The organism is Alcanivorax sp. (genome assembly GCF_017794965.1).
Classification (GTDB): domain Bacteria; phylum Pseudomonadota; class Gammaproteobacteria; order Pseudomonadales; family Alcanivoracaceae; genus Alcanivorax.
On the sequence record NZ_CP051240.1, the window covers coordinates 1 to 18,436 of the forward strand.

Annotated in this window: 18 protein-coding genes and 1 riboswitch; of the genes, 7 read left to right on the forward strand and 11 right to left on the reverse strand. The window is 60.7% G+C overall.

Annotation, left to right across the window (positions count from 1 at the left end; all coding sequences use genetic code 11):
- Positions 1-35: 35 nt before the first annotated feature.
- On the forward strand, positions 36-560 hold the full coding sequence (cobU, locus tag HF945_RS00005; protein WP_290523812.1) for a bifunctional adenosylcobinamide kinase/adenosylcobinamide-phosphate guanylyltransferase: 525 nt from the start codon (positions 36-38) through the stop codon (positions 558-560).
- Positions 561-742: 182 nt separating this feature from the next.
- Here cobU and HF945_RS00010 read toward each other — a convergent pair whose 3' ends face one another.
- A complete protein-coding gene (locus HF945_RS00010) occupies positions 743-1,339 on the reverse strand; it encodes a histidine phosphatase family protein (protein ID WP_290523813.1) in 597 nt (198 codons plus the stop codon).
- A gap of 1 nt (position 1,340) precedes the next feature.
- Positions 1,341-2,399: a nicotinate-nucleotide--dimethylbenzimidazole phosphoribosyltransferase gene (cobT, locus tag HF945_RS00015; protein ID WP_290523814.1), complete on the reverse strand. Its 1,059-nt coding sequence runs from the start codon at positions 2,397-2,399 to the stop codon at positions 1,341-1,343.
- A 172-nt stretch (positions 2,400-2,571) separates the two neighbouring features.
- A riboswitch (cobalamin riboswitch) is annotated at positions 2,572-2,804 on the forward strand.
- A gap of 105 nt (positions 2,805-2,909) precedes the next feature.
- Here cobT and HF945_RS00020 point away from each other — a divergent pair.
- The 4 genes from HF945_RS00020 to HF945_RS00035 are packed head-to-tail and all read left to right on the forward strand — an operon-like array spanning position 2,910 to position 7,379.
- Positions 2,910-4,730 (forward strand): TonB-dependent receptor, encoded by a 1,821-nt coding sequence (locus HF945_RS00020; protein ID WP_290523815.1) that lies wholly within the window; start codon positions 2,910-2,912, stop codon positions 4,728-4,730.
- A 36-nt stretch (positions 4,731-4,766) separates the two neighbouring features.
- Complete coding sequence (locus tag HF945_RS00025) at positions 4,767-5,648, forward strand: cobalamin-binding protein (protein ID WP_290523816.1); 882 nt, start codon at positions 4,767-4,769, stop codon at positions 5,646-5,648.
- Positions 5,635-6,615 carry an iron ABC transporter permease gene (locus HF945_RS00030; RefSeq protein ID WP_290523817.1) on the forward strand — a complete coding sequence of 327 codons (981 nt, stop codon included), beginning with the start codon at positions 5,635-5,637 and terminating at the stop codon, positions 6,613-6,615. Before HF945_RS00025 ends, HF945_RS00030 begins: the two co-directional genes overlap by 14 nt.
- Positions 6,615-7,379, forward strand: coding sequence for an ABC transporter ATP-binding protein (locus HF945_RS00035; RefSeq protein WP_290523818.1), 765 nt, complete (start codon positions 6,615-6,617; stop codon positions 7,377-7,379). The genes HF945_RS00030 and HF945_RS00035 overlap by 1 nt, the downstream gene beginning before the upstream one ends.
- A 118-nt stretch (positions 7,380-7,497) precedes the next feature.
- On the opposite strand, the gene HF945_RS00040 is transcribed toward HF945_RS00035, so the two are convergent.
- Positions 7,498-7,986, reverse strand: a complete 489-nt coding sequence (locus tag HF945_RS00040) for a peptidylprolyl isomerase (RefSeq protein WP_290523819.1) — start codon at positions 7,984-7,986, stop codon at positions 7,498-7,500.
- A 182-nt stretch (positions 7,987-8,168) separates the two neighbouring features.
- Here HF945_RS00040 and moaA point away from each other — a divergent pair, with 182 nt between their 5' ends.
- Both moaA and can read left to right on the forward strand, forming a co-directional pair.
- Positions 8,169-9,182 carry a GTP 3',8-cyclase MoaA gene (moaA, locus tag HF945_RS00045; RefSeq protein WP_290523820.1) on the forward strand — a complete coding sequence of 338 codons (1,014 nt, stop codon included), beginning with the start codon at positions 8,169-8,171 and terminating at the stop codon, positions 9,180-9,182.
- A 47-nt stretch (positions 9,183-9,229) separates the two neighbouring features.
- On the forward strand, positions 9,230-9,877 hold the full coding sequence (gene can / locus HF945_RS00050) for a carbonate dehydratase (protein ID WP_290523821.1): 648 nt from the start codon (positions 9,230-9,232) through the stop codon (positions 9,875-9,877).
- A gap of 448 nt (positions 9,878-10,325) precedes the next feature.
- Here the strand turns inward: can and HF945_RS00055 are convergent, their stop codons facing one another.
- The 8 genes from HF945_RS00055 to HF945_RS00090 all read right to left on the reverse strand — a co-directional run bounded on the left by HF945_RS00055 (position 10,326) and on the right by HF945_RS00090 (position 18,321).
- Positions 10,326-11,063, reverse strand: a complete 738-nt coding sequence (locus tag HF945_RS00055; protein WP_290523822.1) for a copper resistance protein B — start codon at positions 11,061-11,063, stop codon at positions 10,326-10,328.
- On the reverse strand, positions 11,063-12,955 hold the full coding sequence (locus HF945_RS00060; RefSeq protein ID WP_290523823.1) for a copper resistance system multicopper oxidase: 1,893 nt from the start codon (positions 12,953-12,955) through the stop codon (positions 11,063-11,065). The genes HF945_RS00055 and HF945_RS00060 overlap by 1 nt, the downstream gene beginning before the upstream one ends.
- A gap of 37 nt (positions 12,956-12,992) precedes the next feature.
- Complete coding sequence (locus tag HF945_RS00065) at positions 12,993-13,370, reverse strand: hypothetical protein (protein ID WP_290523824.1); 378 nt, start codon at positions 13,368-13,370, stop codon at positions 12,993-12,995.
- Between the two features lie 22 nt (positions 13,371-13,392).
- Positions 13,393-14,052 (reverse strand): LysE family translocator, encoded by a 660-nt coding sequence (locus HF945_RS00070; RefSeq protein ID WP_290523825.1) that lies wholly within the window; start codon positions 14,050-14,052, stop codon positions 13,393-13,395.
- 201 nt (positions 14,053-14,253) lie between these two features.
- Positions 14,254-14,748 (reverse strand): DUF411 domain-containing protein, encoded by a 495-nt coding sequence (locus HF945_RS00075; RefSeq protein ID WP_290523826.1) that lies wholly within the window; start codon positions 14,746-14,748, stop codon positions 14,254-14,256.
- A 68-nt stretch (positions 14,749-14,816) separates the two neighbouring features.
- Positions 14,817-15,179: a cupredoxin domain-containing protein gene (locus tag HF945_RS00080; protein ID WP_290523827.1), complete on the reverse strand. Its 363-nt coding sequence runs from the start codon at positions 15,177-15,179 to the stop codon at positions 14,817-14,819.
- Complete coding sequence (locus HF945_RS00085; RefSeq protein ID WP_290523828.1) at positions 15,176-15,826, reverse strand: class I SAM-dependent methyltransferase; 651 nt, start codon at positions 15,824-15,826, stop codon at positions 15,176-15,178. The genes HF945_RS00080 and HF945_RS00085 overlap by 4 nt, the downstream gene beginning before the upstream one ends.
- Positions 15,823-18,321, reverse strand: a complete 2,499-nt coding sequence (locus tag HF945_RS00090) for a heavy metal translocating P-type ATPase (protein ID WP_290523829.1) — start codon at positions 18,319-18,321, stop codon at positions 15,823-15,825. The genes HF945_RS00085 and HF945_RS00090 overlap by 4 nt, the downstream gene beginning before the upstream one ends.
- Between the last annotated feature and the right edge of the window lie 115 nt (positions 18,322-18,436).

Below are 18,436 nucleotides of genomic sequence, written 5' to 3' on the forward strand. Positions count from 1 at the left end.
ATTGTCATCCTGACACAGTATGTGAAGAAAAACGGATGACAAAGTCGCTGGTGCTGGGGGGCGTGCGTTCCGGCAAGAGTGCACTGGCTGAGCAGCTGGTGAGCGAACAGGCCGATCCGGTGGTTTACGTAGCCACAGCCACCATCGGGGATGCAGAAATGCACCAGCGGGTGCGCCGCCACCGCACACGCCGCCCTGCCGAATGGTCTCTGCAGGAAGAACCCTTGCGACTGGGTGAGCTGCTGAACCAGGTGGCGCGAAAAGCCCCTGCGCCTGTTTTGCTGATTGATTGCATGAGTCTTTGGGTGAGTAACCTGCTCCATGCCGACGAGGCTGTCTTCGCCCGGGAACGTGACCACTTCCTGAGTGCACTGGTTGATTATCCCGCCCCGGTGGTTGTCGTCAGTAATGAAGTGGGTTTGGGGATTATCGGCATGGATCCGCTTACCCGTCGTTTTGCCGATGAGCTGGGCTGGTTGAATCAGGCGCTGGCCAAGCGTTGTGACCGGGTGGTGTTGTCAGTGGCCGGGATTGCCCAGACGCTCAAAGGCGAGCCGTAGCGCCTGCTGTAGGAGCGTCGCTGGCGGCGCGATCACGAGCGTCAGCGAGTAACGGGTATCGAGTTTCGAAAGGCAGCCCCCTTGAAAACCTTACGGGCTGGATGTGTTGATTTTCGAAACTTGCTGCTCGAAATTCGAAACGGGTTTGTTCGCGCCTCAAGCGGCGCCTACAAAAAACTTGGCTAGCCGTGTTTTACCAGACAACTCAGCGTGCCGAATTCGGTGTGGTCCAGTCGGACCTGGGAACGGTTGGCAAAGGGGACGTGAAAACCGGCCATGGCGTTGCTTGGCGTTAGTCCGAGTACATGGCCGAGCACCATGCGGATGACTCCGCCATGACAGACCAGCAACACTTTTTTGCCGGCCAACTCCTTGCACCAGTACTGCCAGGCTTCACCGATGCGCCGGTGAAAATCCTGAATGGATTCTGCGTTGGGTGGCGGATGATTTTCCGCATCGCGCCAGAAGTTGGCTTGATGATTGCCATATTCCTGCGCCACCTGTTCGCGCGTTTTTCCTTCCCAGTCGCCAAAACTGATTTCCTTGAAACCCTCTGCGACGGTGACAGGAACATTCAATTGTGCGGAAAGCTCGCTAGCGAACTCGCGACAGCGCAGCAACGGCGAGGTGAGGATGTGATCCCACTGTTCGTCTTTGCCAATGGCATCACGCATTTGTTGCCAGCCCTGTTCGCTGAGCGGATCATCACGGTGCCCCCGGTACTTATGACCCCCTGCCGGTTCGCCGTGACGGATCAGATCGAAATAGGTGGTGGTCATATCAGTCGTTCCCGCTGTTGCTGACGCCGGCATCGGCGAAGGTGGCCATATGATTGTGCAGGGCGCAGGCGCTGCGTATCAGGGGGACGGCCACGGCGGCACCACTGCCTTCACCGAGGCGCATGCCCAGATCCAGTAGCGGTTCGGCGTTCATGGCCTGCAAGACGCGTTGATGCCCGGGTTCTTTGGAGCGGTGGGCGAAGATCAGCCAGCCGGCCAGTTCCGGGCGCAGACGCACGGCGGCCAGTGCGGCAACGGAAACAATAAAACCATCCACCAGTGCCGGGATGCCGCGAACCGCACAGCCAATCATGGCACCGGTCAGCGCGACAATTTCAAAACCGCCCAGTGATGCCAGGCAGGCGAGCGGTTCGTCACTTTCGCCATGACGCGCCAGTGCCAGCTCAATCACCTTGATCTTGTGGCGCAAGCCGCTGGCATCCAGGCCGGTGCCGGGGCCGGCCAGTTCTTGCGGTGCGGCATGTAGTAGAGCGCAGGCCAGGGCGCTGGCACTGGTCGTGTTGCCGATGCCCATTTCCCCGCCGATAAAAAGCTCGCTGCGCCGTTCGGCGGCACGGGCGGCGGCACGATCTCCGGCCGCGAGAGCTTGTTGCAGCTGCTTCTCGCTCATGGCTGCCTGGCGAGCCAGGTTGGCGGTGCCGGCAGCGATGCTTTCATCAATGACCCCCTCGCTGAGGGGCGGGGCGGAGACCGTGCCGAGGTTGACCACTTCCAGGCTGGCACCGAGTTGCTGTGCCATGACGCTGATGGCAGCGCCGCCGGTGACGAAGTTGGCAATCATCTGCCCGGTAACCGCCTGAGGAAACAGGGAGATGTCTTCAGCGCATACGCCATGGTCGGCGACGAACACGGTGATATGAATTCTGTCTGCGCAGGGGGTGTCGGTTGCCTGCAGCCCGGCCAGTTGAACGGCGATCTGCTCCAGTTGTCCCAATGATCCCGCTGGCTTGGTGAGCTGCTGCTGATGCGCCAGCGCCCTCTCATAATGCGATTCGCTGGGGGGCGCAATGGGGTGTTGCCAAGGTGGAAACGGGTCCAAGGCGGGCTCCGGTGTAGATGTGGCGACGACAGGAAAGCGGCAAATGCTCGACTCAGGCAGCGGCGCTGTCAAGGCGAATGGGGTCTTGGTATAAGCATCAAGAATCGCTCAAGTCGCCATGAAAAGCATTCAAGTAGCGGGATTCAGTTTGCTTATTGGTGCCGCCATTGGTAATTTCGCGCCACCTTTCGGTGCCTGCCCCGAACACGGGGGAGGTTAAACGGGAAGTCGGTGATGCCTGGCTGTTATGTCAGCAGGATAAATCCGACGCTGCCCCCGCAACGGTAATTGAGTCAACGACAATCGGGATGCCACTGTACGCAGGTATGGGAAGGCGATTGTCGAAAGGGATGATTTTCCCTTTGCTCATCAGCCCGGAGACCGGCCGACAGGTGAACCAGGCGTTGCGGTGGGCGATGACGGGGTAATGGCGCTCGCCGGTATCCCCTTGTCTGTCTGCTGCGGCTTAATTCATGCCGTGCGGGTGGGCACGGTAGAGGGGATCCTTTCATGTCATTTCGTTTTTTTGCTGCCGTCCCGGCGGCGCTGAGCCTGCTGCCATTGGCAGCGTACCCGGAACAACCCATTCAGGTTGCCATGCTTGACCCCGTTGTGGTCACGCCGACCCTGAGCAGTGTGACGGCAGACGCGTCCCTGTCCTCAGTAACCGTCATTGATGAGAGCACTCTGCGTGGTCAGCAGGTCGTGGAGATGCGTGATGTGTTGCGTGGCCAGCCCGGTATCGATACCTATGGCAACGGTTCCTACGGCAAGATCAGTAATGTGTCCATCCGCGGCACCTCCAGCAATGCATCGCTATTGATGATTGAAGGTGTGCGTCTGCGCTCGGCGACCACCGGTGCGCCGGCATGGGAATATCTGCCGCCGCAGATGTTCGAGCGGGTGGAGATCGTGCGTGGCCCCCGAGGCAGCCTTTACGGTTCCGATGCGGTGGGCGGTGTGATTCAGCTATTCGGTCGAGACAACGGCAGCTGGGCCAATGTGGGCGGTGGCAGTTTCGGTAGCTGGAATGTGGGGGCGGGCGCCTCCCTGAGCGAGAACAATACTTCGGTGATGGTCGGCGCCAATGTGTTTGATACCGAAGGCACCGAGATTCGCGAGCATAGCCATAATCGTGGTTTCCATAACGAGTCTGGCATCTTTCGCCTCAACCACCAGTTCGGAGAACGAGCCAGTGTGGGCCTGTTCAGGTTCAGCAGTGAGGGTGACACGGAATTCGAAGGTTCCACACCGGAGCAAAAGCGGGAGATGGAGTACCTGCTGCAGGTGACGGGGCTGAAGGGCGATGTCTGGGTGAACGACAACTGGCAGCTCAAGGCATTGATCAGTGAGGCGGAGGATGAAAGTGAGGATTTCACCGATGGCCTTACCAGCGGTGATTTCAATACTCGTACCCGCACTGCCAATGTGCAGAGCGTGGCATTGGTCGGCAATCACCAGTTTATCCTGGGGGGCGAATACCTGCGCGATGAGGTGCTCAGCAGCGTGGACTATGACGAGCCCGGTCGCGACAACAAGGCGGTGTTTGGTCAGGCACTGCTGGCATTCGGTGCGCTGGATCTGCAGGGCAGCCTGCGGCATGACGACAACGATGCCTATGGCAGCAAGGTGACCGGTGCGGGCGCGGTTGGCGTAAAGCTGAATCACCAGCATCGGGTACGGGTGAGTTATGGCACCGCATACCGTGCGCCCACGTTCAACGATCTTTACTTCCCGGACTCCCCGCCGTTCTTCTACAGCAACCCGAATCTGGAACCGGAATCCTCGGAAACCGGCGAGCTGGGAGTGCGCGGTCAGTACCGTCACTGGTACTGGGATGCAGCGTTCTATCGCACCAACATCGATGACATGATCGTGTACGATTTTGCACAGTCCACCTCCCTCAATCTGGAGCGGGCCACGGTGGAAGGGGCCGAACTGGCCCTGGGGCTGGACTGGAATCAGTGGCGTACCGGGCTGGCATTCACTGCCCTGAAACCGGAAGATCGGGAAACCGGTAATATCATTGCCTACCGGGCCCAGCGTACCGGTCGGCTGGATCTGGATCGTCGCTTCGGTGATGTGTCCGTGGGGGCCACTGCCAGCTTCCAGGGGCATCGCTACACGGATGCGGCCAACACGGATCGGCTGCCAGGTTTCGGGTTGGTGGATTTGCGAGCCAGTTGGACATTCGCGAAGAACTGGACCGGCCGGGTGGCGGTCGAAAATCTGTTGGACAAGGACTATGTCACGGCACGGAATTTTGCCGGTTGGGATTACCTCAACGCCGGGCGTGCAGTGATGGTGAACATCAGTTACGACACACAATAAGGTGCGGGCTGGGATGCCTGCCGGAACGCAGGAGAGATGATGCTGATTCGCGGGTTGCTTTTGATACTGCTGTCCCTGCTGGCGGTGGTGGGCCGTGCAGAGGTTTGTGTAGAAGATGATGCCAGCCGTAGCCTTTGCCTGGCGCAACCCGCGAAGCGCATCGTCGCCTTGTCCCCCGGGGCGACGGAAATCCTGTTCGCCGCTGGAGCCGGTGCGCACATGGCCGCAGCAGTGAGCTTTAGCGATTACCCGCCAGCGGCAAAGAAACTGCCACGGGTGGGTACTTTCAAACGCCTGGATCTGGAGGCGATTCTGGCGCTGAAACCGGATCTGGTGGTGGCCTGGGGCAGTGGTAACCCGGCTGAGCAGGTGGAGCGGCTGGTTTCGCTGGGGTTGCCTGTCTATGTGAGCGAGCCACGGCGTTTTGAGGACGTGGCCAGCAATCTGGAGCGGTTGGGGCGGCTGGCCGGTACTGATGCGGTGGCGTCGGGAGCCGCCAAGGCTTTCAGGGCCGGCGTTGCGTCCCTGCAGAGCCGGTATGCCAAGGCCTCGCCGGTGACGGTGTTCTATCAGGTCTGGGAAGAACCGCTGATGACCGTCAACAATGCCCATCTGATCAGTGAAGCCATTGGTGTCTGTGGCGGCGTGAATGTGTTCGGAGATTTGCCAGCACTGGCGCCACGCATCAGCCGTGAGGCGGTGCTGGAAAAGAATCCCCAGGTGATCGTGGCCGGTGGCATGGGCGAAGAGGATCCCCAATGGCTTAATCCCTGGAAACGTTTCACCTCTCTGCAGGCTGTAGAGAAGGACAACCTGTTCTTTATCGCCCCCTCTTCCCTGCAACGGCCTACGCCGATGATGCTTACCGGCACACGCACCCTGTGTCGGCACCTGGAAAGTGCCCGTGCCCGACACTAACTTTCGCCACGTCCTGTCCCTGGGCCTGCTGTGTCTGGCCGGCCTGATATCGCTGATCGTCGCGTTGTCCGTGGGCAGTGTGTCGGTGTCACTGACGGAACTGTGGGCGGTTATTAGCGGGCGGGGCGAGGGGTTGCATCAAGCACTGGTGTTTGAGCTCAGGGCGCCCCGGGCGATGGCCGCTTTCGCCACCGGCGGGTTGTTGTCCCTGTCCGGAGCCCTGATGCAGGTGCTTTTGCGTAACCCGCTGGCAGACCCTTATGTGCTGGGGATTTCCGGCGGCGCTGCGGCAGGGGCACTGTTGTCCATGTTGCTGGGGCTGGGCACCGTCATGGTATCCGGTTCCGCGTTCGCCGGGGCGTTGCTTTCCACGCTCATGGTGTTTGGTCTGGCCCGGGGCCGTGGCAGCTGGACACCGACCCGTCTGCTGCTCACCGGGGTCGTGGTCGCGGCTGGCTGGGGCGCCATGATTACCTTCATGCTCACCATGGGTTCCGTAGAGCAATTGCCGGGTATGTTGTACTGGCTCATGGGGGACCTGAGCTACGCCCGCACGCCCTGGCTGGCCTGGCTGGTATTGATCCCGGCGGTGCTGGTCATCTTGCCCCTGGGGCGCAGCCTGAACGTGCTGGCCCGTGGCCCATTGCAAGCTGCGGCACTGGGGGTCGCGGTCAAACCGTTGGCCTGGACAGTGTATGCGTTGGCCAGCCTGCTTGCTGCCGTGGCCGTGACCACCGCTGGCAGTGTGGGATTCGTGGGGTTGATCGTGCCGCATATGTTGCGGCTGGTGCTGGGCAATGACCAGCGTATTGTCCTGCCGGCCAGCGTGCTCGCGGGTGGCGTCCTGCTCACGGTGGCGGACACCCTGGCACGTACCCTCATGGCACCGGAGCAATTGCCGGTGGGGGTAATCACGGCCCTGATTGGCGTTCCCACTTTCCTGTTCCTGTTGTATCGGAGTCGCTGATGGCCGTGCTGGAGACCCAGGAACTGGTGATCGACATTCCTGGCCGGACAGACGGTGCGGCGCTGACCATGACCGTGGCGCCGGGGCAGTGCTGGGGCGTGCTCGGCCCCAACGGTGCGGGCAAGACCACCTTGCTGCATACCCTGGCCGGGCTGCGACCACCCCGTCGGGGCAGGGTACGACTGGACGGGGTGGCGGTGTCAGAGCTGCGCCGTCGGCAACTGGCCCGGCAGCTGGCAGTGGTATTTCAGGAGCGTCAGGACAGTTTCCCGGCTACGGTGTTTGAGTCTGTCTTGATTGGTCGTCACCCGTACCTGTCAGCATGGCAGCGGGAAACGGGTGAGGATGTTCGCATCGCCACCGATGCCTTGGAGGCGCTGGCGCTTTCTCCGCTGACGGATCGATTGGTGAATACCCTGTCCGGCGGCGAACGCCAGCGGGTGTCCATCGCCACGGCGCTATGCCAGCAGCCAGCAGTCTGGCTGGCGGATGAACCCACCAACCATCTGGATCTCCATCACCAGGTGGCCGTCATGACGTTGCTCAGTGAGCAGGCCAGACAGGGGGCGGGGGTGTTCCTGTGCCTCCACGACCTGAACCTGGCCGCACGCTGGTGCGACCATATACTGCTGCTGTTTCCCAATGGTGAACTTTGTCATGGTCCGGCAGAGACCATGCTGGTACCCGATGCACTGGAACGGTTATACGACCAGTCGCTCTTGGTTACCGAGGTGAAGGGGCGGCCATTCTTTATTCCCGAGTAGTGCGGCGCAGCTCCGACAGAAACAGCGTCAGGCATCTGGCGTCCAGCATCTGACACTCTGCGCCATAAAAAAAGGCTCCCAAATGGGAGCCTTTTTTTATGGCGCAGAGTGTCAGGGATCAGTGATCGTGACCTTCCGGACCGTGTACGTGGCCGTGCTCTTTTTCTTCAGCGGAGGCTTCACGCACTTCGGTGATTTCCACGGCGAAGTTCAGGGTTTCACCGGCCAGTGGGTGGTTGCCGTCTACGGTCACTTCATCGCCTTCTACCGCGGTGATGGTGAAGATGCGCGGGCCCGCTTCGGTCTGAGCCTGGAACTGCATGCCCGGCTGCAGGTTGTCTTCGTTGCCTTCGAAGGCGGTCTTCGGCACTTGCTGGATCAGCTGCTCGTGACGCTCGCCGTAACCTTCTTCCGGGGTGACGGTCACATCCAGCTTGTCGCCAGCCTGCTTGCCGACCAGGGCATTTTCCAGACCCGGAATGATGTTGCCGGCGCCGTGCAGGTAGGCCAGGGGTTCACCACGCTCGACAGAAGAGTCGATGGTCTGGCCGGCATTGTTGGTCAGGGTGTAGTGGATGGACACTACGGCGTTTTCAGAAATTTGCATGGAAACCCTTTTGGGGTAGATGAATTTGGAATGCTGCGACCAGAAAAGGGCCGAAACACCCGGAAAGACGCACATTCTAACAATAGCGCGCCCGGCCTGACCAACCGGGTCGGTCAGGAACCGACAAACGCAGTCAGAGCAGGGCTTGGCCTGTCTGGCCCGCAGTTTGCTAAAGTGGGGGCATGAAAAGCACAGATCAAGCCCCTCCTGCGGTATTGCAGGACCGCTTTGGGCGCACCATCGATTATGTCCGGCTGTCGGTTACCGACCGCTGTGATTTCCGCTGTGTGTACTGCATGGCGGAGGACATGACCTTTGTGCCACGGGCCCAGGTGCTGACCCTGGAAGAGATGGGGCGGCTGGCACGAGTGCTGGTGGCGCTGGGGGTGAAGCGGATCCGGCTCACCGGTGGCGAACCTCTGGTGCGCAAGGATGTGGCGCATCTTGTGCGCGATATTGGTGCCATTTCAGGGCTCGATGAACTAAATATGACCACCAATGGCTCGCGGCTGGACCGCTATGCCAACGAGTTGAAGGCCGCTGGCCTGGACCGGGTGAACATCAGCCTGGACTCCCTGAACCCGGATCTGTTTCGCCAGCTGACTCGCACGGGTGATCTCAACCAGGTGCTGGCGGGGATCGAGGCGGCTCGCGAGGCAGGCTTCCGGCGGATCAAGCTGAACAGCGTGATCCTGCGAGGCCGTAATCACGATGAGGTGCCTGCGCTGGTGAATTTCGCCCTGGAGAAGGGGCTGGATATCTCTTTTATCGAGGAGATGCCGCTGGGTCAGATCAGTGAGCACGACCGCGGGCTGGAATTCGTGTCCTCCGCGGAGCTGCGGGAAGACTTGTCTGAACGGCTCAAGCTGGTGCCGCTGGCCGAGAAGACCGGTGGCCCGTCCCGTTACTGGCAGGTGCCCGGCAGTGACAGCCGTATCGGCTTTATTTCCCCGCACTCACAAAACTTTTGCGAGATGTGTAATCGGGTGCGGGTCACTGCGGAGGGGCGTATGCTCCTGTGCCTGGGGCATGAACACAGCGTGGACCTGCGCGCGGTGCTGCGCGCCCACCCGGATGATGATGCCCCCCTGCGCGACGCCATTATCGGTGCCATGGCCATCAAGCCAGAACGCCATGACTTCAGCCTGGACCCGGGTGAGCAACTGGTACGATTCATGAATATGACTGGTGGTTAGCAGGTGCGTTGCCTGCTGCGTGAATGCGTTAACGATAGCGAGAGATCATGAAAACCCTGCCTGAACTGTTTTCCAACAATCAAAAATGGCGTGTCGAGATCGAAAAGCAGCATCCCGGTTTCTTCGAGGCGCTGGGCAAGCAGCAGAGCCCGGAGTTCCTGTGGATTGGCTGTGCGGATTCCCGCGTACCGGCCAATGAAGTGGTAGGCCTGATGCCCGGTGAGCTGTTCGTCCACCGTAATGTGGCCAACCTGGTCAACCACACCGATCTGAATCTGCTTTCCGTGCTGCAATTTGCCGTGGATGTACTCAAGGTGAAGCACATCATGGTGGTGGGGCACTACGGCTGTGGCGGGGTGAAAGCCTCCATGGAAGATGCCCCCCACGGGCTGATTGACAACTGGCTGCGGCAGGTGCGCGAACTGTACCTGCGCAACCGCAAGAATCTGGCCGAGCTGCCAGATGATCAGGCTCGCCTGGACAAGATGTGCGAGCTGAACGTGGCGCGCCAGGTCATCAACGTTGCCAACACAACGGTAGTTCAGGAAGCCTGGCGCCGTGATCAGGAGCTGACGGTGCACGGCTGGATCTATGGTATTGGTGATGGCGTGCTGCAGGATCTGGACATTCAGATTCAAGGCAACAATGAGCTGCGGACGCTGGAAAATAACGAGTACGACAGCTGCTCTGGCTGAGGCCCGTAGGGCGGAAATGCCTCAGGGCATCTCCGCCATTGAGCTACGAGCTACAAGCTACAAGCTACAAGCTACAAGCTACGCTCGATTGGATTAAGAAAGACCGAAAAGTTTCCAACTTTCCGACTTTTCTACGAAGCCGCTGTAGGAGCGAGCCTGCTCGCGATCCGAGCCCAAGCGAGGTAAGGATTCCAGAGACGATTACCGAGTTTCGAAACCCAAAAGACATCAACCAAGCAAGAAGTTTGAGATTTTGCCTTTCGCAACTTGTTACTCGAAACTGATTGCCTTGCTTGGGCTCGGATCGCTTGCAGGCAAGCTCCCACAGAAGTCGTGCATGCGGTTTGACCCTGTCTCACGCGGAAAAATCGCGGTCGCACCCGGAGGGCATAGCAAACGACCGCTCCCACAGTGAGCCTCTTCAAAGCAGGAAGGCGCTAGCGGGTTGTCAGAACCAGAAGCGAATCCCTGCCACCAGCATGCCTTCCTCGGTTTTGCCTCCCGCATTGCGGGTGTGGTCGGCGGTGTCGCCGTACTGCTTCTCCCAGTTAACGCCAATATAGGGGGCAATCTCCCTGCGGATTTCGTAGTGTAAGCGCAGCCCTGCCTCGATATCCGTCAGGCCGTCGCCGATGCCCAGTTCCTTATCCTCCTTGCCATAAAGATTGGCTTCCAGGCTGGGTACCAATACCAGTTTCTGGGTCAGCATCAGCTCGTACTCAAGCTCCACACGGAGGTTGGTGAGGCCGTTTTCGCCCACGAACAGGTTGGCGTCTACCTCGAACCAGTAGGGGGCCACGCCCTGCACACCGATGCTGGCCCAGTCCCGGTTGGGATCATCCGGTTGCCAGTCGCGGCGCGCGCCCAGTTGCCAGTCCCAGTAGGGGGCAAAGGCATGGCTCCAGGCCAGGCGGGTTTCGGCGCCTTCGGTGGCCGGGTCTTCCTCGTCTTTTTCCGGGGCCATCAGCCGCTCGCCTTCCGTGGTGAAGTAGAGCTTGTTGATATCGCCGCCGTACCAGGCACTGGCTTCCCAGCCCAGCACCCGGCCTTCGTCGGTATCGCGGACTTCCAGCTGGTCCACCAGCACACGGCTGAAACGGGCAGGGTCTTCGCCCATGGCCATCAGGTGGGTACTGGCAACGGTAAGGGGCAAGCCCAGGCTGATCACACTGATTAGCTTGTTCATTACGCGCCCTCCCCATGCGGGTGATGATTCATCATCGGAGGGGCTTCGCCCTGGCCCTTGTCGGCTACCACACGCACTTCGCGGAACATGCCGGCGGCCATGTGATAGAGCAGGTGGCAGTGATAGGCCCAGCGGCCCAGGGCGTCGGCACGGACCAGGTAGCTGAGTCTCTCGCCGGGCTTCACGGTGATGGTGTGCTTGCGAAGCAGCTTGCCGTTGCCCAGCTCCAGATCGCTCCAAAGACCATGCAGGTGAATGGGGTGGGTCATCATGGTGTCGTTGACCAGCGTGATGCGCACGCGCTCGTTGTGATATAGCTCCAGGGGTTTGGCATCCGCGAAGGGAATGCCGTTGAAGCTCCACATGTAGCGGCTCATGTTGCCGGTGAGGTGTAGCACGATTTCACGATCCGGCTGCAGGCTGTCCGGTGGCCCGCCGGCGGTTTCCATGTCGGCATAGGTGAGCACCTTCCAGTCCCGTTGGCGCAGGCCAATGCCGGGGTCAGCAAGCATTTCGCCGGGGGCCATGGCGCGCATGTCCACACCGGGGCCGTATTCGCTGTCCAGGTGTTGGGTGGCGCTTTCTCTGGGGGCCAGATCCGGGTTGTCCGGATCCATGGCAAAGGGCACCGTCTTGTCGCCATGCTGCATCTGACCGTGATCCATGCCGTGGCCCATGGCGCTGTGATCCATGCCAGACATGTCATGGTTCATGCCCTCGTGATCCATGCCGTCCCCATCCATGGCGCCATAGTTCATGGTCCCCATGCCCATTTCGGTATGGCCGAGCAGAGGCGGCTCATCCATGGCCGGGACCTCGGCGGTGTAGGCCGGGTCCGGGGTGAGGGTGCCGCGGGCAAAACCGGAGCGGTCGATGCTCTGGGCAAACAGGGTGTAGGCGCGGTCATCTTTGGGTTCCACGATTACATCCAATGTCTCAGCTACGCCCAGGCGTACCTCATGGAAGTCCACCGGCTTCACCGGCTGGCCGTCCATGGCCACCACGGTCATGTCGAGGCCGGGAATGCGGATGTCGAAGAAGGTCATGGCGCTGGCATTGATGAAGCGCAGCTTGATCCGTTCACCGGGGTTGAACTGGCAGGTCCAGTTGCCGTTTGGGCTCTGGCCATTCATCAGGTAGGTATAGGTATACCCGGTCACATCGGCCAGATCGCGGTCGCTCATGCGCATGCTGTTCCACATGTGGCGATCCTTGAGCGTCTGCATGACGCCTTTTTCGCGGATGTCGCGCAGGGTGTCGAACACGGTGCGTTCGTTGAAGTTGTAGTAGTGGCTCAGCTTCTTGAGGGTGGCGTAGATATGATTCGGGTCTGCGTCGCTCCAGTCTGACAGCATCACCACCTGCTCGCGATCGAAGGCGTGAGGATCCGGCGTTTTCGGATCGATAATGATAGAGCCGTAGATGCCGGTCTGCTCCTGAAAGCCGGAATGGCTGTGATACCAGTAGGTGCCGCTCTGCACCACCGGGAACTGGTAGGTGAAGGTCTCGCCGGGTTTGATGCCATCAAAAGAAAGCCCGGGTACGCCGTCCATCTGGTACGGCAGCAGCAGGCCGTGCCAGTGAATGGAGCTGGTTTCCGGCAGCAGGTTGGTGATCTTGAGGGTGACAGTGTCACCTTCGCGCCAGCGCAAGGTTGGGCCGGGAATGCTCCCGTTGATAGTAGTGGCCGGGCGGGGCTTGCCGGTGATGTTCACATCGGCGCCGCCCAGAGTCAGGTGAAAGGCGTCACCGCTGATGACCGGTGCGCCGGTATGCCCCTGAGTCGCGAGCAGCTGGCGCGGGTTGATGGCCATGCCCAGGCCGGCGGCACCCAGTGCCAGGCCCTGCACGAAACGTCGCCGCGGCAGGGAAAACGGATGTGGGGTGTTCATGGTCTGTCTCCTGATTGTTTGAGTGGGTAAGGCGGACTCAAACAGTCAGGGACGGGGGGCGGAACGGTAACCGGTGAATGCCCGGCGACAGATCAATCACCGCATCCGGCAGGTAGTGGCGGGCGGGGCGATCGCTGGTCGGAATAAAGCGGGTGAAGGTAATGGCGCTGGCCTGGCAAAGCGTCACACACTGACAGGCTTCGCCATCGGGACAGTGGTTGCCATCGACCTCAGCGGAGGGCATGTCGGCCATGGTCATGTTGTGGTGATGGCAGTGTTCCATGGCGCTGATGCCAGAGCCTTCGGCGGCCATGGCGCTGCTTTGCATGGCCACGGCGGTGCCGGTCACCAGCATCAGACTGGAGAGCAACAGGGCCAGCAGGGCCGAACGGTATTGGCGCCACGCACGTTTCATAGTGTCATTATCAACCTTGGGGCTACCCCATGGTCAAGGCCGGCAGTGAGGTGTCAGCTGTCAGGGCCTGAACGGCAACGCTGCAGGCGATGACCACCAGCAGCACGGCGGTGCCCCGTTCCACCCAGTGGTGGTGCTCGCGCAGCCAGGGCAGAAAGCGGCTGCGGCCCAGCATCATGGCCACCAGCACATACCAGCCACCATCAATCAGCATGGCGGTCAGTACCATCTGCGTCCGTGCCACGTTGCCCATGTCGGCAGAGAGGAACTGGCTGAACAGGGCCAGGAAGAACAGCGCCACCTTGGGGTTGAGAAACGCCACCATGAAGCCATCCCAGGCGGCGCCATGAAGTTCATTGAACTGACTGTCCGGGTCAGGCGGAGGAAGTGGGTGGCGACCGGCCTGCCAGCTTTTCCAGGCCATCCATAGCAGGAAGACCGCCCCCACCAGCGAGAAGCCGGTTTCCAGCATGGGATAACGGTGAAACAGCACAGCCATGCCGGTGACCGTGGCCGCCGCCCAGATGCCGATACCCAGGGCATGGGTGATGCCGGCCACGGCCCCGGCGCGGTGCCCGCCGTGGAGGGTATGCCGGGTAATCACCGCCAGGCTGATCCCCGGCGTCATGGCCCCCAGGGCGCAGATGCTGGCCAGCAGCAGCCAGTCATGAAGAGGAAGCATTCAGGGTCTCGTTACACGCAAAGGGAATAACTGTAGCGGGTTGCTGTGACAGGTTGAAGAGAAGAGCAGCTGCGAGCTACCAGCCTTGAGCTGCGAGTGAAAACAACAAGATCTAAAAAGCTTCAGGTTCGCGGGCAGGGCCTCGTGATATTTTTAAGCCCTTCCCGCGACTGGTAGCTGGTTGCTCGCAGCTCGCAGCTGTTAGTTGCCCGGGTGGTGGCTGAATACGGCCATGCCGTCTTCGTCAAACAGCAGTACATCATAGGTATCCACCCGGTCGCCCATTTCCATACCGGGGGAGCCCACCGGCATGCCGGGCACGGTAAGCCCCTTGCCTTGCGGACGCTCGGCCAGCAGGCGATCCACATCGCTGGCGGGCACATGGCCTTCAATCACGTAGCCGTCGATAAAGGCGGTGTGGCAGGAGCCGCCACCGGGAAGGATGCCGGCCTTTTCCTTGATGGCTTGCATGTTGTCGGTGTCATGCACTTCCACGGTGTAACCGTTTTCCTTCATATGATCCACCCAGTCACCACAGCAACCGCAGGTGGGGGATTTGTACACCTCCAGTACCTTGTCGGTGCTGGCCACCTGGGCTGCCGGCTTGTCAGCGGTGGTGGTTTCCGGTTGCGCGGGGGCGTCATCGCCGCAGGCGGCAATAAACAGGGCAGATAAAACAACCAGTAGTTTTTTCACGTTAGATCCTCATTCTTTTTTGCGTGTTGCGTGTTGCGTGTTGCGTGTTGCGTGTTTGCGGTTTGGACTCAGTCTACAATCAATCTGCCCTGATACATCTGCATCTGGCAGGTGAAACGGTATTCGCCTTCCGGCAGGTCTTGCAGGGTAACGGTTGTGACCTTACCGTTGTCGAGAAATTCACTCACGTCCAGGCCATGAAAGACCACTTGTTCGGCACAGGGGGACGGATCACGACGGTCGAAATGCAGGGTCAGGGGCTGCCCGGCACGGGCATGGACAAGCGCCGGCGTGTAGACACCATCATCCACAATGATGGTCGTTTCACTGGTGACGCTGGCGGCTTTCCGGCGCCCGGGTTGTGACAACCAGAACCACCAGATAATCAGGCCGATCAGGATGATGCCGGCAAGGTTGATCAGGATACTCATGATGGGCTCTCCGGTTTGTGGCCGGTAATGACCAGGCCGGTCTTGTGCATCATCTGTCCCAAAACGCTGGTGCTGTCTTCCGGATGGCGGGCCATGGCCAGTTGCACAAAGCCCATCGTTGCCAGGGCCTGCATCAGGTCCGGGCCTTCATAGGTCAGGAAGCCATGTTGGAAAACGGGCAAGGTGGACATGCTTTCCCGGTCCCGCAAGCCCAGGCAAAGCTGCCCGCCCGGCGCCAGGTGTCGCCAAAGCGCGTTCAGGGCCGGTGCCAGGGGCTGCCAGAAATACACCACATTGATGGCGACAATGGCCTGGTAATGATTCTCGGGAAGCGGTGCCTGGGTAATATCGCCGTGCACAAAGCGCACTTTGGGCTGCGCTTTATGCAGGCCTTGTGCGGTTTTCACCATATCCGCGGACAGGTCCAGCCCGGTGTAATCCAGTCCATCAGCTCGCGCCAGCAAGGTGGGTAAATGCCCGGCACTGCCTGGACCGATTTCAAGGACCCTGTCGCCATCCTGCAGTGCCAGTGTTCCATAGGTGTTGGCAATAATCGGTTGATTGCTCGCGTTCATGTTTTCCGCCACGCGTGCGCCTGCTTCTCCATGGGGGTGGCGTAACTGGGCAGCAAGTTGTTCGGGCGTCATGTGTTACCTCGATAGGGCTTGAAAAGTCGCAGACGGTTGGCATTGGTGACCACCGTGACCGAGCTCAGTGACATGGCAGCGCCGGCAATCACCGGGCTGAGCAAACTGCCGGTGAACGGGTAGAGCACACCGGCGGCCACCGGCACGCCGAGGCTGTTATAGACGAAGGCGCCAAACAGGTTCTGCTTGATGTTGCGCACCGTAGCGGAAGAGATGGCCATGGCGTCGGCGACGCCATGCAGGGAGCCGCCCATCAACGTGATAGCGGCGGACTCAATCGCCACGTCGGTGCCGGTGCCGATGGCGAAGCCCACATCCGCCTGAGCCAGCGCGGGCGCATCATTAATCCCGTCCCCCACCATGGCCACCACCCGCCCCTCCTGTTGCAGTGCTTTCACCTTCTCGGCCTTGTCTTCGGGCAGTACTTCCGCCATTACCTCATCCACACCCGCCTCTCGGGCGATGGCATTGGCGCTGGCCTGGATGTCGCCGGTGATCATGATCACTTTCAGGCCGGCGTCGCGCAGGCGGGCGATGGCAGCCCTGGAGTCATTCTTGATGCGGTCGGCAACGCCGATGATGCCGAGCAGTGTGTTGTCGCGGGCCAGGAACAGCGGGGTGGCGCCCTTGTCGGTAAGGGGTTTGCTGTCCAGGGTAATGGTCACCCCTTCGCTTTCCAGCCAGCGGCGATTACCCAGACGATAGCGTTGCCCTTCCACCTGGGCTGTTACGCCCTTGCCATTCAGGGCCTCGAACTGGCTGGCGTCGTGGTGCGCAAGCTCACGGCGTTGCGCTTCACGCAGTATGGCCATGGCGAGGGGATGCTCCGAACCGCTCTCCAGACTGGCGGCCACCCTGAGCACGGCGGTGTCTTCCTCTCCATCCGCGCAGAGAATATCGGTGACCGCCGGTTTGCCTTCGGTGATGGTGCCGGTCTTGTCCAGCACAATGGTGTCCAGCTTGCTGCTGGTTTGCAGGGCTTCCCCCTGACGAATCAGGATGCCGTGCTCGGCGGCCTTGCCGACGCCCACCATCACCGACATGGGCGTGGCCAGGCCCAGGGCACAGGGGCAGGCGATGATCAGTACCGTTGTGGCACTGATCAGCATATGAGTCAGGCGTGGATCCGGACCGACGTTATACCAGGCCAGGGCAGACACTACGGCAATGATCATGATGGTGGGCACGAACACTGCGGACACCTGATCTGCAAGCCGGCCAATGGGGGGCTTGCTGCCCTGGGCTTTTTTGACCAGGGCGACAATCTGCGAAAGGGTGGTGTCGCGGCCCACGGCGGTGGCCTGGTAAATCAGGGTGCCGCCTTCGTTAAGGGTGCCGGCACGGACCTTGTCGCCGGGCGTTTTTTCCACTGGCATGGGTTCGCCGGTGAGCATGGATTCGTCGATGCGACTCTCGCCTTCCTGCACCAGGCCATCCACGGCGATTTTCTCGCCGGGACGAACCCGCAGCCGGTCTCCCGTCTGCACCTGCTCCACCGGGATGTCCTGCTCTTCCCTTTGTCGGTTTGGGCCATCACGGATTACCCGTGCGGTTTTGGCGCCAAGATCCAGCAGCCGTTTCACGGCGGCACTGGTCTTGCCACGGGCGCGCACTTCCAGCGCCTGACCCAGATTGATCAGGCCGATGATCATGGCGCTGGCTTCGAAATAGACATGGCGGGCAGCTTCCGGCAACACGCCGGGCACAAGCACCACCACCATGGAATAGAGCCAGGCGGCACCGGTTCCCAACGCAATCAGGGTATCCATGTTGGCATTGTGATGGGTGAACGCTTTCCAGGCGCCGGTGAAGAAATGGCGACCGGCGGTGGCCAGGATGCCCAGGGTGGCCAGGCCAATGCCCAGCCACACCCACTGGCTGGTTTCACCGGGGCGCACCATCATGTCGCCGCCCAGCAGACCCCAGGCCATCAGCGGCACCCCAAGGCCCATCCCCAGCCACATGTGCTTGAGTAGCTGGCGGTAATGGGCCTGCTCACGGGCCTCTTGTTCACTGCCATCGTCTTCCGGGCGAGCTTCACTGGCGCCATAGCCTGCGTCTTCCACGGCCTGGATCAGTGCTTCGGCAGACGCGGAGCCGGTAATCTCTGCCGTGCGATCAGCGAAATTCATTTCCGCCTGCTCCACGCCGGCCGTGTGCCTCAGGGCTTGTTCAATGGTGCGGACGCACGCTGCGCACGTGGCGCCGGTGATGTTCAGGGTGGTGTGCGTTTTCCGGGATGCATTACCGGGGGCTGTGGGCGTGGCGCCTGTTTCAGTACTGCTCTCTTCTTTATTGGGTGCGTAGCCTGCGGTGGCGATCGCCTGGCTCAGCGTTGCTTCCGGGGTATCCGTGTCAGTGGTGATTTGGACCTGTTGCTGATCCAGATCCACGGTGGCCTTACTCACGCCAGGCACGGCGTCCAGGGCAGCGATAATCTTGCGTGCACACCCCTGGCAGGTCGCACCGGCAATCGGCAATGTGTGCAGGACCATTCTGGCCTCCTGTTAACGCAGACAACTCGTGGGATAGCATCACAGATTGTTAAACTTTAGGGTAACCCCAAGGTCAAGCGCGTGGTATAAATCTGCCCGCGCATTGAAAAACTTT

Coding starts and splice junctions, on each gene's coding strand:
- cobU (WP_290523812.1), top strand. CDS start 36: ATGACAAAGTCGCTGGTGCTGGGGGGCGTGCGTTCCGGCAAGAGTGCA.
- HF945_RS00010 (WP_290523813.1), bottom strand. CDS start 1,339: ATGACCACCACCTATTTCGATCTGATCCGTCACGGCGAACCGGCAGGG.
- HF945_RS00020 (WP_290523815.1), top strand. CDS start 2,910: ATGTCATTTCGTTTTTTTGCTGCCGTCCCGGCGGCGCTGAGCCTGCTG.
- HF945_RS00025 (WP_290523816.1), top strand. CDS start 4,767: ATGATGCTGATTCGCGGGTTGCTTTTGATACTGCTGTCCCTGCTGGCG.
- HF945_RS00035 (WP_290523818.1), top strand. CDS start 6,615: ATGGCCGTGCTGGAGACCCAGGAACTGGTGATCGACATTCCTGGCCGG.
- HF945_RS00040 (WP_290523819.1), bottom strand. CDS start 7,986: ATGCAAATTTCTGAAAACGCCGTAGTGTCCATCCACTACACCCTGACC.
- moaA (WP_290523820.1), top strand. CDS start 8,169: ATGAAAAGCACAGATCAAGCCCCTCCTGCGGTATTGCAGGACCGCTTT.
- can (WP_290523821.1), top strand. CDS start 9,230: ATGAAAACCCTGCCTGAACTGTTTTCCAACAATCAAAAATGGCGTGTC.
- HF945_RS00055 (WP_290523822.1), bottom strand. CDS start 11,063: ATGAACAAGCTAATCAGTGTGATCAGCCTGGGCTTGCCCCTTACCGTT.
- HF945_RS00060 (WP_290523823.1), bottom strand. CDS start 12,955: ATGAACACCCCACATCCGTTTTCCCTGCCGCGGCGACGTTTCGTGCAG.
- HF945_RS00065 (WP_290523824.1), bottom strand. CDS start 13,370: ATGAAACGTGCGTGGCGCCAATACCGTTCGGCCCTGCTGGCCCTGTTG.
- HF945_RS00070 (WP_290523825.1), bottom strand. CDS start 14,052: ATGCTTCCTCTTCATGACTGGCTGCTGCTGGCCAGCATCTGCGCCCTG.
- HF945_RS00080 (WP_290523827.1), bottom strand. CDS start 15,179: ATGAGTATCCTGATCAACCTTGCCGGCATCATCCTGATCGGCCTGATT.
- HF945_RS00085 (WP_290523828.1), bottom strand. CDS start 15,826: ATGACGCCCGAACAACTTGCTGCCCAGTTACGCCACCCCCATGGAGAA.
- HF945_RS00090 (WP_290523829.1), bottom strand. CDS start 18,321: ATGGTCCTGCACACATTGCCGATTGCCGGTGCGACCTGCCAGGGGTGT.